The 14,404-nt window shown below is 67.2% G+C and carries 15 protein-coding genes and 1 pseudogene; 5 read left to right on the top strand and 11 right to left on the bottom strand.

The window, feature by feature from the left end; all coding sequences use genetic code 11:
* Positions 1-243: 243 nt before the first annotated feature.
* Together FXF75_RS08660 and FXF75_RS08655 are read right to left on the bottom strand one after the other, a co-directional pair.
* Positions 244-1,094: pseudogene (locus tag FXF75_RS08660) on the bottom strand (UbiA family prenyltransferase).
* 157 nt (positions 1,095-1,251) lie between these two features.
* Positions 1,252-2,373: a pyridoxal phosphate-dependent aminotransferase gene (locus tag FXF75_RS08655; protein ID WP_163521492.1), complete on the bottom strand. Its 1,122-nt coding sequence runs from the start codon at positions 2,371-2,373 to the stop codon at positions 1,252-1,254.
* A 227-nt stretch (positions 2,374-2,600) separates the two neighbouring features.
* Between FXF75_RS08655 and FXF75_RS08650 the strand changes: the two genes are divergently transcribed.
* A complete protein-coding gene (locus FXF75_RS08650) occupies positions 2,601-3,353 on the top strand; it encodes a peptidoglycan DD-metalloendopeptidase family protein (RefSeq protein WP_163521491.1) in 753 nt (250 codons plus the stop codon).
* 138 nt (positions 3,354-3,491) lie between these two features.
* Here the strand turns inward: FXF75_RS08650 and FXF75_RS08645 are convergent, their stop codons facing one another.
* The gene (locus FXF75_RS08645; protein ID WP_163521490.1) at positions 3,492-4,031 is read right to left on the bottom strand and encodes a CBS domain-containing protein; all 540 of its coding nucleotides are present in this window, start codon (positions 4,029-4,031) and stop codon (positions 3,492-3,494) included.
* A gap of 133 nt (positions 4,032-4,164) precedes the next feature.
* Here FXF75_RS08645 and FXF75_RS08640 point away from each other — a divergent pair, with 133 nt between their 5' ends.
* Positions 4,165-4,635 carry a GNAT family N-acetyltransferase gene (locus FXF75_RS08640; protein ID WP_163521489.1) on the top strand — a complete coding sequence of 157 codons (471 nt, stop codon included), beginning with the start codon at positions 4,165-4,167 and terminating at the stop codon, positions 4,633-4,635.
* Between the two features lie 122 nt (positions 4,636-4,757).
* On the opposite strand, the gene FXF75_RS08635 is transcribed toward FXF75_RS08640, so the two are convergent.
* Positions 4,758-5,135 (bottom strand): DUF555 domain-containing protein, encoded by a 378-nt coding sequence (locus FXF75_RS08635; RefSeq protein WP_163521488.1) that lies wholly within the window; start codon positions 5,133-5,135, stop codon positions 4,758-4,760.
* 320 nt (positions 5,136-5,455) lie between these two features.
* Here FXF75_RS08635 and FXF75_RS22055 point away from each other — a divergent pair, with 320 nt between their 5' ends.
* Positions 5,456-5,623: a hypothetical protein gene (locus FXF75_RS22055; RefSeq protein WP_205427386.1), complete on the top strand. Its 168-nt coding sequence runs from the start codon at positions 5,456-5,458 to the stop codon at positions 5,621-5,623.
* A gap of 121 nt (positions 5,624-5,744) precedes the next feature.
* Positions 5,745-6,473, top strand: coding sequence for an archaeal proteasome endopeptidase complex subunit beta (gene psmB, locus FXF75_RS08630; protein WP_163521487.1), 729 nt, complete (start codon positions 5,745-5,747; stop codon positions 6,471-6,473).
* 78 nt (positions 6,474-6,551) lie between these two features.
* On the opposite strand, the gene FXF75_RS08625 is transcribed toward psmB, so the two are convergent.
* From FXF75_RS08625 to FXF75_RS08600, 7 genes are read right to left on the bottom strand one after another with little or no spacing between them, the layout of a single operon-like run.
* On the bottom strand, positions 6,552-7,352 hold the full coding sequence (locus tag FXF75_RS08625) for a hypothetical protein (protein ID WP_163521486.1): 801 nt from the start codon (positions 7,350-7,352) through the stop codon (positions 6,552-6,554).
* The gene (locus FXF75_RS22050; RefSeq protein ID WP_205427384.1) at positions 7,349-8,137 is read right to left on the bottom strand and encodes a PQQ-binding-like beta-propeller repeat protein; all 789 of its coding nucleotides are present in this window, start codon (positions 8,135-8,137) and stop codon (positions 7,349-7,351) included. The genes FXF75_RS08625 and FXF75_RS22050 overlap by 4 nt, the downstream gene beginning before the upstream one ends.
* Positions 8,125-8,577 carry a hypothetical protein gene (locus FXF75_RS22045; protein WP_205427382.1) on the bottom strand — a complete coding sequence of 151 codons (453 nt, stop codon included), beginning with the start codon at positions 8,575-8,577 and terminating at the stop codon, positions 8,125-8,127. The genes FXF75_RS22050 and FXF75_RS22045 overlap by 13 nt, the downstream gene beginning before the upstream one ends.
* A 44-nt stretch (positions 8,578-8,621) precedes the next feature.
* On the bottom strand, positions 8,622-10,169 hold the full coding sequence (locus FXF75_RS08615; RefSeq protein WP_163521485.1) for a hypothetical protein: 1,548 nt from the start codon (positions 10,167-10,169) through the stop codon (positions 8,622-8,624).
* A 49-nt stretch (positions 10,170-10,218) separates the two neighbouring features.
* Positions 10,219-10,929: a hypothetical protein gene (locus FXF75_RS08610; RefSeq protein ID WP_163521484.1), complete on the bottom strand. Its 711-nt coding sequence runs from the start codon at positions 10,927-10,929 to the stop codon at positions 10,219-10,221.
* Entirely contained in the window at positions 10,922-11,455 is a 534-nt protein-coding gene (locus FXF75_RS08605) for a hypothetical protein (RefSeq protein WP_163521483.1), read from the bottom strand. The genes FXF75_RS08610 and FXF75_RS08605 overlap by 8 nt, the downstream gene beginning before the upstream one ends.
* Entirely contained in the window at positions 11,456-12,469 is a 1,014-nt protein-coding gene (locus FXF75_RS08600) for a hypothetical protein (protein ID WP_163521482.1), read from the bottom strand.
* 168 nt (positions 12,470-12,637) lie between these two features.
* Between FXF75_RS08600 and ligA the strand changes: the two genes are divergently transcribed.
* Complete coding sequence (gene ligA / locus FXF75_RS08595; protein ID WP_163521481.1) at positions 12,638-14,389, top strand: ATP-dependent DNA ligase LigA; 1,752 nt, start codon at positions 12,638-12,640, stop codon at positions 14,387-14,389.
* Positions 14,390-14,404: the final 15 nt, after the last annotated feature.

The following is a 14,404-nucleotide window of genomic DNA, read 5'->3' as shown; positions in this document are numbered from 1 at the left end:
GTTCAGCGCTGAACGATGGACTTCTCCCGAACTAAGACGGGTCTAACCCGTCGTAACTCGGGTTTCCGGAGGCGCACAGGAACGTTTCTCCAGCGAGTTGCGGATTACTTCCCCCAGTCGGCGTCAAAACGCGGATTTCGACCCAGTTCTGCGGTTGACGAATCCCAGAATCATCGCCTCTGTCGGTTGGTTTCGGAACAACGTCGAGACCGGCGACCTTTCCAATCCCTCGAAAACAGAACCTCACGTGAACGGTCGGAACCACACTGCTACCAGCAACAGCGCGAGGAAGACGTAGGACCCGCGGACGAGGAGCATCGTCGCCAGTTCCGCGTCTGCGCGGCGGGCGACGCCCGCCACCGCGCCGAATCCGGCGACCGCGCCACGCTGCTCGGCGGAAAGACCGAGAGCGCGGCCAGCGCGACGACGAGGACGAGCGCGGTCGCCATCAGCGCGTAGGCCGCGGTCCGAGCGCGTCGCGGACCCACCGTCACCGCGACGGTCCGCTTGCTGATGGACCGGTCGTAGTCGAAGTCCTGCGCGTCGTCGATGACCTTCACGCCCGAGAGCAGGATGAGGAACACCGCCGCGAAGGCGACCGCGATTGGCGCGAGCGTCCCGGCCTGCACGAAGTAACCCCCGAGGATGGCGAGCGCGATGCCGAGGGGGTAGCCGGTCGTGGCGGTCACGGGGTTGGTGTCCAATTGGGGGGCGTGGTGGTAGGCGACCAGCCACGTCGGGAGCGTCAGCAGGACCGCGCCGACACCGACCGTGAGCCAAAGGCCCGCCAGACAGGCGGCGAACAGCGCGGTCGAACCGGCGAGCGCGGCCTTACACCCGCGCTCGGAGAGCGGGTGGTCGTCGTCCTCGTCGCGGAGGTAGAAATCGACGTAGCCGTCCTTGATGTGGGCGGTGTAGACCGCCGCGAAGATGGCCGTCGTGTGAAGCGCCCCCGCCAGCGGAGCGAACGCCCCCGCCAGCACGCCGCCGAACAGCGAGCAGGCGACCGGGGGCAGCATGAACACGGGATGGACCTGTGACGCCAGTGCGCGGACCGCGGGCGCGATGCCGGACTCCCGGCGCGAGATAGGCATGATACATCGTGACGGTCGGGAAAGGGATAAAATCTCAGGGCGATAACGAGACGACTCTCAACCCGGAACCGACACGACGGACCCCTCGACTCCCGAATTTCACCGAGTCGGAAAGTACCACGGAGCCAGTTCCCCCACGAACCGAGGAGTTCCGTCCCTATCGGACCGCGTTCGTCGCCTCGCGCATGACCTCGATGGCCTCCTTCAGCGTCTCCATGTCCGTCGCGTAGGAGATGCGGGCGTACCCGTCGCCGTGGTCGCCGAAGGCGTCGCCGGGCACGACAACGACGCCGCGGTCGATGACCTCGTCCACCCACCCGTCGGGGACTTTCGGCATGGCGTAGAACGCGCCGCGTGGCGTCGGGCAGTCGATGCCCATGTCGGCCAGTCCGTCGAGGAGGACGTCCCGGCGCTCCTCGAAGGCGGTCACCATCTCCTCGACTTGGTCCTGCGGTCCGGAGAGCGCGGCCTCCGCGGCGAACTGGGCCGGGGCGCTGGCGCAGGCCTGCCCGTACTGGTGGACCCGGAGCATGCGCTCGATGCGGCGCTCGCTGGCGGCGACCCACCCGAGACGCCACCCGGTCATCGAGTAGGTCTTCGAGCAGGCGTTGACGACGACCACGTTGTCCGACTCGGCGTAGGCCATCGGCGAGTGGTGGTCGCCGTCGAAGACGATGTGTTCGTACACCTCGTCGGAGATGCACAGCACGTCGTGTTCGTCGGCGATGCGTGCGAACTCCCGCATGTCGTCCTCGCTCTGGACCGCACCGGTCGGGTTCGCGGGACTGTTGACGACGAACGCCGCGGTGTCCTCGGTGATGGCGTCCTCGACTGTCGCGGGGTCCAAGGTCAGGTCTTCGCGCAGGGGAACGGGCTTGGGGTCACCGCCCGCGAGGCGGGTCAGCGCGTCGTAGGAGACGAACCCGGGGTCGGGGAAGACGACCTCCTCGCCCGCGTTCACGTGGGCCTCCAGCGCGATGTGGAGCGCCTCGCTCCCGCCCGACGTGGCGACGAGGTTCTCGGGCGGGACCGAGAAGTCGTTGTCCCGGTCGTGCTTCGCGCTGATGGCCTCCCGGAGTTCGCGCGTCCCTTTGTTGGAGGTGTAGGCGTCGGCCTTCCCGGCCTCGATGGCCTCGACCGCGGCCTGCCGGGCGTGTTCCGGCGTCGGGAAGTCCGGTTGTCCGAGTCCGAGGTTGATGGCGTCCTCGCCCGCCGCCTCGAACACTTCGCGGATGCCGCTGATGGAGACCTGCTCGACCCTGTCGGAGAAGCCTGTCATACCGCGAACCCACGGAATCGGTCCGGATAATTCTTGGTGTGGGGGATGTGAGCAAGTTTCAATGTTCGCCGGCGACTCGGCTTTTCGCGCGGCCGGGACGGGTCCGGTCGGTCGCAACCGGCGACCAACTCACGCAACTGAAATGTACTTACAAAAAGACAATAAAATAAGGTAATAAAGGAAGATAGAAATAATTTAATACTGATAGTAAGGAATTGGAAACTGAGATGCCACAGAAATTTAACCGGCGTACGGTCGTCAAGTCGCTCGGAATCGCCGCGACGGGAATCACCGGCACCGCCGCACTGAGCGGGACCGTGAGCGCGTTCGCGGAGGGGGAACGAGTCGAAGCCACCACCGACCTGAACACGCGAAAGCGACCCGGGACGGAGTCGTCCGTCGTCGCCACGGTGAATGCCGGTGAGGTCGGCGAAATCGTCAACGGGCCGACCGACGAGGACGGGTACACGTGGTGGGGAATCCACTGGCTCGACCGTGACGTGTGGGGCTGGTCGGTCGAGCGGTACCTGAACTCCGCGGGCAGCGGTAGCGCCGGGACGGACATCGTCTGGCCGATGGACGGTATCATCTCGTCGGACTACGGCCAGCGCTCCAGCGGGTTCCACGGCGGCGTTGACATCGACAACAACGACACCGGCGTTGGAACGCCCGTCTACGCCGCGCGGGCCGGAACCGCCTACACCGCCTACGACTCGGACGGTTACGGCAACTACGTCTACATCGTCCACGAGAACGGCTACGAGACGGAGTACGGCCACCTCAACAGCTTCGCGGTCTCCGACGGCGAGCAGGTCAGCCGAGGCGACAAAATCGGCGGCATGGGCAACTCCGGCAACTCCACCGGACCGCACCTCCACTTCGGCATCGAGCAGAACAACAGCCCCAAGCCAATCCCCGGCGACAACTACCAGAGCGTCAGCGCCCTCGGTGCGATTCAGAAGGACTACAGCGGCCTGTAAGTCGGCGACGCGATACGAACTCTTTTCGAGAGAAGCGGCGGACGACGACGAGAACGTGTCGATGAGAACGACGACCGGAGCGACTACTGCGGCGGTCGGTCGGAGAGAAAAGTGGGTTCGGGGGAGACAGTCGGCCGGTTACGACAGTCGCGCCGCGATGTCGGCCTCGGTGATGATGCCGACAGTGTTGCCGCGCTCGGTCACGACGACCGCCTTGTTGTGGCCGAGGTCGGTGCTGAGTTCGTCGAGCGTGGCGTTTCGGGACTTGGTCGGGAAGCTCTCGCCCATGAACTCGCTGACGGGCTGGTCGCGGGCGTCCTCGCCGACGCTCATCAGGTCCTCGAAACTGATAGAGCCGACCGGCACGCCGTCTTCGATGACCGGCATCTGCGAGAAGCCCTCCTCCTGCATCTTCGAGACCGCTCGGTTCACCGGGTCGTCGGGAGCCACGCTGACGACGTCCTCGTGCATCAGGTCGCCCGCGCGGACGATGTCGCCCTCGGACTCTTCGAGCGCGTCCACGATGTGGCGGAGCGTCGAGAGTCTGGGGTCCACGTCGCCGCCTTCGATGCGGGCGATGAGCGGCTGAGAGACGCCCGCGCGGTCGGCCAACTCGCTCTGAGTCAGACCGAGTTCGGTCCGGCGTTCCCGGAGGTCTTGGGGCGTCGGCAGTTCCATGTTCGGGGATAACCACGGGTTATAAATAAAGCTTCGGACTACCGCCTGGCGGAGGCCGACCGCCTCGGCTACGCGGTCTCACGCCTCGAAGTGTCGAAATCTTCACGTCATCTCCGATGCACTCGTGAAGTGAATGAACGGGTGTCAGGTCGAGCGAGCGACGGTCACAGACGCCGGGGAACTCGCGCAGGTGTACCGGAGCGCGTATCGGGAGAACCGACGACTCGGCTTCCCGGCGAAAGCGGAATCCGTAACCGAGGACGAAGTCTCGGAGTGGGTTCGGGAGAACCGAGTCCTCGTCGCCGTGACCGAGGGCGAACTCGTCGGTGGTGTGCGCCTCGAAGAGACCGACCCGGAGCGCGTCAAACTCAGCCGTCTCGGCGTTCGCGAGCGACAAAAGGGAGAGGGCGTCGGGAGTCTGTTGCTGGACCGCGCGGAGCGAACCGCGCGAGACTGTGGCTACGCCACCGTCTGGCTCACGACGCCGGAAGACCACCCGTACCTCCCCGAGTTCTATCGTCGGCGCGGATACGAACGGACGGGTACGTATCCGCTGGAGTATCGCGACTACGACGAAATCGTCCTCGAAAAGCAGATTCGATAACGCCGCGTTCTCCCGTCCGGAATTCGAACACGGTTCGCGTCGCGGCGTCCGCGCTTCCTCTTATGAGGGTCGCTTCGCGTGGGGAGAGTCGGAGCGAGGACGGGTCGAGTTGCGGGAGTCGCCTACTCGTCCTTCCCGAGTTCGATTTCCTCGTCCTCCTCGTACTCGATGGTCTCGACGACTTCGAGGGGCACGTCTCGGAGCGCGCCGCCGACCTCGCTCTTGGCGATGCGCTGGGCGTGTTCCTCGCCCTCGGCGTTGAAGACCTTCATCTCCAACAGGAGTCCGACGAGCGCGGTACCCGCGGCGATGAACGCCGAGTCGAACGGTTCCCCGCAGGCCGGGCATCCGGTCGCGCCGACTTCGACCTCGACGTAGTCCATGCTCTGGTCGTTCAGTCGCTTTCCGGCCTCGCTGACCGCGACGCCGATGGCGTCGTCGATGTCCTCTACGTCGCGTACCAACCAAGCCGCCTCCATCGCAACGAGATAGTTGCTCATATCGGGGAGTCGTCCCGTGAGGGTTCGTGTCTTTCGGTTTCGCGACGGCCAGCGCTCCGCGCCAGACCGGCGTGTCGGCCGCGCGCCGACCGCGCACGTGAACCGGATAATTCTCGTAAGTTATGCGTACACCGACCGTCGCCAAGCCGACGCCTACGTCCGCGCGGTTCGGCGTCCCGCCTCAGTTGGACGTAACGCAACCAGAATTGAATCGCAAGAGGGCGACGCCATGAAACGACAGCATAGACCATTATGAAATTTATATTTCAGAAACTCTTTTATATACGGTCGGCCGACCCTCGCTCGAGGTACGAACTCCGATGCCCACTCGGTTCCACAACGCGATACTGTTCGCCCTGTACCAGTTCAGCGTCGCGGCCAGCATCCTCCTGCTGCCGTTCGCCATCGCCACCCGACAGGTCGGCTTCACGCTCCCGGCCCACAGAGTGGTGAACAAACTCGAACAGACCTACGAAACGACGACGTAAAGACCGAATTTTTCGACGTCGTACTCGCCCGCCCAGCGACTGCATTCGGCTGGCGGCGACGCGGCGGCGTCGTTCACCTGAAGAGTGGGTTTTATCAGTGCAGGCGAACTACAAACAGCCAATGCGTAGCCCAATGCACGGTTCAGAGTTCTCCCAGAACGCCGCACGTCTCGAACCCGACGACACCAACCCGTACGCCCCCGAAATCGGCTCTATTCCGGACCGTTCGGTCGATACCGAGGACATCCAAGAACTGAAGACCGGTACCACGACCATCGGTCTGACGACCGCCGACGGCGTCGTGATGGTCACCGACCAGCGAGCGAGTCTCGGCCACATGGTCTCCTCGAAGACCGCTCAGAAGGTGGAAGCGGTCCACCCGACCGGCGCGCTCACCATCTCGGGGTCGGTCTCTGCGGCCCAGTCGCTCATTCGGAACCTCGAAGTCGAGAACAACCTCTACGAGACCCGCCGCGGCGAGGACATGAGCATGGAGGCGCTCTCGACGCTGACGAGCAACCTCCTGCGCTCGGGCGCGTTCCTCATCACGGTCCCGGTTCTCGGCGGCGTGGACGAGGAAGGCGGCCACATCTACTCCTACGACGCGCTCGGCGGCGTGACCGAGGAGACCTACAGCGTCTCCGGGTCCGGGTCGCAGTTCGCGCTCGGTGTCCTCGAACAGGACTACCACGAGGACCTCAGTCAGGACGACGCCCGCGAGGTCGCCATCCGTGCACTGAAGAGCGCGGTCGAACGCGACACCGCCTCCGGTAACGGTATGTGGCTCGCCGAAATCGACGAGGAAGGCGTCGAAATCTCCGACTACGAAGACTACGACGCCGCGCTGTAACTGGCGGCGTTTCTCTCGACGTTCGGGACGCTTTTCACCGTAATTTTCTCCGGGGATAGGAGTACGCTAGCGGTGCCGCTATCCGGTCGATTCCGCGAAGACGACCGCAGCGACCGCGTGAATCGGTGCCACGACTGCGGTGCTAAGGAGGGTCCCGACGACCGGAACGCTCCCGAGGAGCCACGCCGAGAGTCCGAAGAGGACGACGAGACCGAACACCGTCGCGCCCTCGCCGACCGACCGCCGGGCGCTCTCTCGAACCGCCGCGCGGAGACCGAGACCCGTGACGACCAGCGCTGGCGCGGCGAACAGTCGGACCGAGACCACTGCGAACGCGACGAGTCCGACGACAGCGAACAAGCCGAGTCCGTCGAACACCGCGAACGACTGAAAGAGGAGTCTAGCGGCGACGACGAGTCCGAGGTAGGTGGCGAGTCGCTCGCGGGGGAGACGGTCCCCCGAACCGGCGTCCGTGGCCCGCGAGAGGGTGAGCCACCCCGCGACGCTCACCGCGAAGAAGGCCGCGAGTTCCGACCCCACCACCCACGCCAGATAGCCGGGTTCGAGGTCCACCAGCGCCGCGAGACGCGTCCCCGTCACTCGAAGCCCGGTGGGGTAGAAATGGTACGCGATGCGGACGGTCGTGTCGCCCGCGAGGTCGGGCGTGGTCGTCGGAATCGAGTCGCGGGCGCGGAGGCGGCCGACCGCGGTCAGCACGAGACCTGCGACGACGAACGGGAGCGGGAGTCGGGGGTCGGTGACGATGCGGGCGACCGACTTCCCGAGGACGCCCGAGAACGACGTACCCGGAAAACGTTCGTGGGCGACGTTCTCCGCGGGCGGTTCACTGGGATTTCCCGCGGACGCGTCGGCGCTCATCGGTCCTCCTCCAGCGCGACGATTCGGTCGTGAGCCACGGCGTACAGCACGCCATCGCCGACGGCGGGCGTCGAGAGCGGCAGGCGAGAGTCGTAGCGCCAGCGAACCCTCCCGTCCGCGGCATCGACCGCGACGAGTTCGTCGTGCGCTCCGGCGTAGACCACGCCGTCGGCGACCACGGGCGTCCCCTCGCCCCGGACCGGGGCCGACCAGTACTCCTCGCCGGTTTCGAGGTCGAGAGCGTGTAGCGCCCCGTCGCCCCCGGCCGACTGAACGAACACCCGCCCCTCAGCGACCGCGGCGGCACCCTCGGTCGCGTTCCCGTCGTGGTCGAACCGCCAGCGCACACTGCCGTCGCTCGCGTTCAGCGCCGTGATGCCAGTTCGCTCGGGGACGACCACGCCGTCGCTCGTCGCGGTCGGCGGGAGGACCATCTGCTCGGGGAGTTCGGCCTGCCACAGTCGCTCGCCGGTCTCGGCGACGTAGGCGCTCGCGCGGTGGGGCCAGTTGACCGCGAACAGTCGTCCGCCCCTGACGGCCGGGCGGTGGAGTTCGTCGCCGGGCGACCGTCGCCAGCGCTCGCGCCCGCTGCTCGCGTTGAGCGCCACTACGTGTTCGGTGCCCGGAATCGCGGCGTAAATCGTCCCGTCGGCGGCGACCGGCGGAACCGCGGTCGGCGGGCCGAAGACGCCGAACCGCGACTCGTGGCCGGGACCGTGCCACCGCTCGACGCCGAACTCCCTGTCGAACAGTCGGATGCCACCGCCCGCGTTCAGGCCGAACACGCCCGCCGGAGCGGTGACTGCCAGCGTGTCGGTGGTGTACGCCTCGGCGTCGGCGCGCGCGGACTCGACCGGTAGGACCCCTCGTGAGCGAAGCGCGTCTCGCCCGTCGTCGCGTCGAGCGCGAGGAGAGACCGTCCGGTGGCGTAGAGCGTGTCGCCGGACAGAATCGGCGACTCGGTTCCGCCGAAGAACGCCTCCGGTTCTCGACGCCACTTCACCCGGACGCCGTCTTTCGGCCCGGACGCATCGGGGTCGTAGCCGGTGCCCGCGGCGTCGTATCGCGCCATCGGCCAGTCGAGGTCGGCGTCGGTTCCGGCGGCCCGGCCACCGGGGTCCTCACCGTGCGAGTCGTCAGAGTCGGCGGCCCGGACCGCGCCGAAACCGAGCAGGCCCGACGCGACTCCGAGGAGGGCGGACCGTCTGGAGAGAGCGGAGACCATACGTCGGAGTGGTAGCTATCCGACAAGAAACTCCCGCTTACGGATTACTCCTCGCGTTCGAGTTCGGTGTCGCCGCGGCCGACCCAGTCGGCGAACGTCCCGTCGATGAGCGTCTCGGCCTGCCTCTCGATGTACTCGGCCTGCATCCCGTACACCGCGTCCTCGAAGCGCTCGCCGTCGTCGAGTCGCTCGCGGACCCGCCCGCGTTTCCAACTCGCGGGAGTTAACCGGTGGCGGGCGCGCTGGCGGAGCGGGTAGAGGTACTTGGCGGCCTCCTCGTCGCTGAGACCTCGCGACTGGAGACCGTCCTTCGCGTGGGCGAAGATGTCCTCGTACACCGCTTCGTGGTCGGTCGTCTCCTCGCCGCTGTTGGTAATCCAGTAGATGTCGGCGTCGAGACCGTCCTTCGCCGCGCCGTAGAAGTTGTCCTTGGCGACCACCCAGTCGAGATGTCGGACCGGGTGTTCGCGCCGGAACATCGACTCCACGAGACCCGCGAACGCCGCCTGAAACGCGATGGAGTCCCTGACCGTCGGTTGGGCCGCGATGGGTCGGAACTCGATGCGGGCGTTGGCGTCCGACCGGGTGGCTCCGCCGAACACCGGCCGGACCCACCGCCAGTAGGTGCCGTGTTTCAGCCTGAAGTGGGCGAACTCGTCGTCGAATCGGTCGCTGGTCGCCACAGGCATCGGGACGATGGTCCGGTCCTCGACGACGCGCTCGACGGCCTCCTCGACGCTCTCCACGTCGCGCGGGAACCGAACCTTGTCGGGGTCGTCGCCGTCTCGATTCAGGACCGTCTCGAAGACGCTGATGCGGTGTTCGTCCACCCCGTCGGCCAGTATCTCTTCGGGGTCGGCGTCCGGGGCGTAGAGGTCCGGCGGGAAGAACGGCGAGTTGACCCCGAGCGCGAGCAGGGGAGCGGCGATGCGAATCGCGTACTGGAAGTAGGTCGGCAGGTCCCGGGCGTGGGGCACCTGATAGTGGGGCTGAATCGAGGTGATGAGGCTCTCGGGCATCACGGTGTCGGCTTCGAGGTCCACGTGGGGAGCCTCCAACCGCATCCCGACGCTGGCCTCGGAGTTGGCCATCGCGTGGTAGCGCACCGAGTCGCTCATGTTCGAGGCGATGCGGACCCCGCGGTCCTCGACGCTGTCGGTCAGATACCGTCGTGCGGTCTCGCCCTCGGGCGGGATGGTCCACATGGCGTCGCTGACCAGTCGCATCCCCTCGGAACCGGTCCGGTCCTCGGCGGCCGACAGGCGGGCCTTCACCTCGGCCTCCTGTGCGGCGAGTCCGTGCGGGTTCAGCGGTTGCGGACTCGTGGACATCTCGGCGTTGTGCAGACCCAGTTCCTTCTCGAAGCCGATGAGTTCGAGGAGTCGCCGCGGGACGCGCTGGAGCGCGGACGTCTCGGCGTTCACGGCGTAGAACTCGTACTCGAAGCCGATGATGGCCTGCGGATTGTCGAACGTTCCCGCGTCTATCTCCTCGACGATGACCTCGGCGTCCGCTTCGACCTGCGCTTGGAACTCGTCGGGGTCCACCGAGAGCACGTCTTCGACCTGCGCCGCGAGGTCGGACTCGGGCATACGGGGTACGACACACGGGATTCCCTTGAATCCACGGGCCTGCTGTCCATCAGGTGTCGTCGTCCCGATTCCTGTGCTGCGAGTTCGAGTCGGCTGCAGGCGGGGACGCAGACGCGGGGGTGAGACCTCGCGCCGCCCGGAACAGCGCGAGGTCGAGGACAGCGAACAGCACGCCCACGATACCGCCGACGCCGAGCGCGAGTATCGACCCGATACCGCCGAAGGCGAGGAAGTAGAGGACGCCAGCGAGGGTGACGTCGGCCCCGGGAACCGCGGCGACGAACAGCAGCACCCAGAGGAAGCAGACGCCGTTGACGCCGCCCCACCGGCCGCCAGCGCCGACCACGGTGAGCGCCGAAGCGTCGGTACCTGCGTCTGCCACCGCGCCGAGGACGCGCCGGGTCGTCCACCACGTACTCGCCCAGAGCGCGAGGTAGAGCGCGAGACCGACGACCGTGTCGAGACCGCCGAGAAGGTCGCCGAGCGACCCCGCGGTGTAGAGACCGACGACGAGGACCGCGACGAGTGCGGCGACGTGGAACGACGCGAGCGCCCAGACGACGAGAGGGTCGTCGTCCACGAGAGGGTCGTCAGCCACGAGCGCGTCCGAGTCCTCGGAAGACGTGTCCGAGTCGTCGGCGGACGTGTCGAACTCGTCCGCGGACGCGCCGGACTCGCTAGATATTCCCGGCGCGTTCGACGCGCTGGTTTCGGTTGGCGGCCCCTCGTCCGACGTGGTCCCGTCAGTCCCCTCACCCATGCGCCAACACCTCCGCCAGCGCGACGAGCAGCGCCAGCGATAGCGCGGTCGCGCCGTAGGCGACTCGGAGCGTTTCGGTTCCCCGGTCCGACCACTCCGCTCTCCGACTCGGCATCTCGGTATCCCCACTCGAAATCTCGGTGCTCTGGCCCGACTGTTCTGTCGTGGATTCAGAATCGGCTCCGACTCTCGTACACCGCCTCGCAGTTCGGCGACACCGCGCGACGACGAGCGTTCGGACCACCGAGAGCGCGAGGACGAGTAGCACGACCAATAACTTCGCCGTGAACGCAGCCCCCCAGCGCGTCCCCGCGGTCGGGACGAAGGGCGCGAGGCTCCCGAGATTACCCACGCCGGTCATCACGATGACGCCCGTCGCCGCCCAGAATCCCCGCTCGTAGGCCGCCGCGACGTCGAGCGTGGGCGATTCCGACGCGGCGTCCCGCCGGAACAGCCACCACGTCAGGGTCGCACCGCCGAGCGCGAGCGCCATGCCGAGGACGTGGAGCAGTCTGACCGCCAGCATCTACCAGCCCTCCCGTGGGTTCCAGTCAGTTCCCGGTTCGTCTCGGTCTCTGTCTGCCGCTCGTTCGTCTCGGTACTCGACCGACCATCGGTCGTCTCGGTCGGACTCCCCTTCGAGGTCACGGTAGAAGCTGCGGTCAGCGTCTGGTTCGCTTCCGTCGCCGTCTCCGGCACCGCGGCCGCCGCCTCCGCTCCCGGGCCGCGTGTCCCCTCCGGCACCGCGCCCGACGCCCATGTCGGCGACGAACTCGACGGTGGTGAACGTCAGTGCGAGCGCGAGCGGGGCCGAAACCACCGCGCCGACCGCGGCGCCGAGTACGCCGAGGTTCACGACGAAAGCCGAACCGACGGCAGAGACGGCGAAGACGACGAGCAGATAGCCAGCGGCGTAGGCGAGGTACGGGCCGCCTTCGGTCGCCCAGTCGTAGCTCGTGGCCAGCGCCTCGCCCACCGAGGCGTCCTCGACCACCAGCAGGTACGGCGTCGCGTAGAAGACGTACGACAGCACGAGGAGGAGGAGGGGGACAACGAGGAAGACGACCGGGAGCGCGGCGGTGGCGAGAGCGCCGGTGCCGAGCGCAACGGCCCTGACGAGCGCGACGAAAACCAGCACCGGGACGAAGTACCGGCGGACGTTCGCCGCGAAGTCGTACCCGCCGGTCCGGGTGAACTCGTGAGCGCTCCCGAGCAGACCGGCGACCAGTGCGGCCTGTAACGGAACCAGTACGGGCAGGAGCCAGAGCGTCGGCGATACGTGGATTCCGGGTTCCCCATTCGGGAGGCTCACGAACGTCCAGAGGTCGGGAAGCGACGAGGGGAGCTGCAGGGCCAGACCGAAGTAGTTCCCCTCGTACGAGCGGACTCGCCGGAGGTTGTCGGGTGCGAGTAGACTGGACAACAGCGGAACGAACGCGAGCGGGAGGTTGCGGGTCGCTCGCTCCCATCCGACCTGAAGTCGGGTCCCGAAGGACCGCGAGTCGGTCGGAGCGTCGGGCGCGTCGTCGGTGGAGGGCATCGCCCGTGACTGGCACGCTCCGGCGCGAAAAGTGTTACCCTATAGAAACTATTGCAGCCCGAGTCTCGACCACCGTCCGCCGACGGGAGTTCTACCACCACCATCACGCCCGGAGTCCGGCACGCGGAGTCGAACCGTTTAATCCGAGGTGCCGACTACCTTCGCTCGATGAAGTTCGGGGAGTTCGCCGAGACGGCCGCCGAAATCGAAGCGCTGAGCGCCGACACCGACATCGTCGAGCGAGTGACGACGCTCTTCGAAGACGCGAACGACGACCTCCCCGTGTTAGCCCGGTTCGTGCAGGGCCGGGTGTTCCCGGCGTGGTCCTCGCGGACCCTCGACATCGGGCCGAGTTACTGCTACGAGGCCATCGCACGGGCCGCCGGGACCAACGTCTCGGCCGACGACGTGGAGGACCGTCTCGCCGACGTGGGCGACGTGGGCGAGGTGGCCGCGAGCTACGACTTCGGCGGCCAGCAGGGACTCGGTGCCTTCACCTCCGGCGGCGGGGGCGGCGGAGACGCCAGCGGCGGAACGAACGACCTCACTGTCGCGGAAGTCGCAGACGAACTCGACGCGCTCGCGGCCGCCGAAGGCTCCGGCAGTCAGGACAAGAAGATAGACGTCCTGTTCGGCCTGTTCAACCGGGCGAGCAACGAGGAAGCCCGCTACCTCGCGCGCCTCGTCCTCTCGGAGATGCGCATCGGCGTCGGCGAGGGCACCGTCCGGGACGCCACCGCGCGAGCGTTCGACGTGTCGGTCGAGTCGGTCGAGCGCGCGCTACAGGTGTCGAACGACTACGGCGAGGTGGCCCGCGTGGCCCGCGACGAAGGCGAGGCCGGTCTCGACGCGATGGACCTCGAACTCGGCCGTCCGGTGCAGGCGATGCTGGCGCAGGCCGGGACGGTCGGCGACGCGCTCGACGACTGGGACGAGGTCGCGGTGGAGTGGAAGTACGACGGCGCTCGCGTCCAGATTCACTACGACCCCGACGGTCTCGCGTGGGGCGGTGCGGACGCGAGCGCGACCGGCGCGAGCGAGCGAGACGATTCGACCGACCGCGACGTCGCCGTCTTCTCGCGAAACATGGAGGACGTGACCGACGCGCTCCCCGAAGTCGTGGAACACGTCGAGCGCCACCTCGACGCGCCCGCGATTCTCGACGGCGAGGTCGTCGCCACGGAGGACGGCGAGCCGCTGCCGTTTCAGGAAGTTCTGCGGCGCTTCCGTCGGAAGCACGACGTCGAGCGCGCCCGCGAGGAGGTCGAACTCGACCTGTTCGCCTTCGACTGTCTCCACGCGGAGGGAGACGACCTGCTCCGCGCACCCTTGACCGAGCGCCACGACCGACTCGAAGCGGTTCTGGAGGCGGGAGTTTCCGAACTCTGGGTCAGCGGCGACCCCGAGGAAATCGCCGAGATAGAGGCCGAGGCGCTCGACGCGGGCCACGAGGGCATCATGCTCAAGAACCCAGACTCGACCTACTCGCCGGGCCGCCGGGGGAAGAACTGGCTCAAGCGCAAGCCCGACGTGGAGACGCTGGACCTCGTGGTCACGGGCGCGGAGTGGGGCGAGGGGCGGAGAGCGAGTTTCCTCGGGACGTTCCTGCTCTCGGCGCGCGCAGACGATGCGGGCGAGGAGTTCGAGACGCTGGGCAAGGTCGCCACCGGAATCACCGACGAGGAACTCGCGGACCTGACCGAACTCCTCGAACCTCACGTCCGGACTCAAGACGGTCAGGAGGTCGAAATCGCTCCGAAGGTCGTCTTCGAGGTGGGCTACGAGGAGATTCAGGCGTCGCCGACCTACTCGTCGGGGTACGCCCTGCGGTTCCCCAGATTCCTCGGCGTGCGGGAGGACAAGGACCCCGAGAACGCCGACTCGCTGGAGCGCGTCGAGCGACTGGCCGACGAGCAGTGAGTGCCGGGGAGTCCC

The sequence above is a fragment of the Halorussus sp. MSC15.2 genome, assembly GCF_010747475.1.
Classification (GTDB): Archaea; Halobacteriota; Halobacteria; order Halobacteriales; family Haladaptataceae; genus Halorussus.
This window is presented reverse-complemented; position numbering and strand designations above follow the sequence as displayed.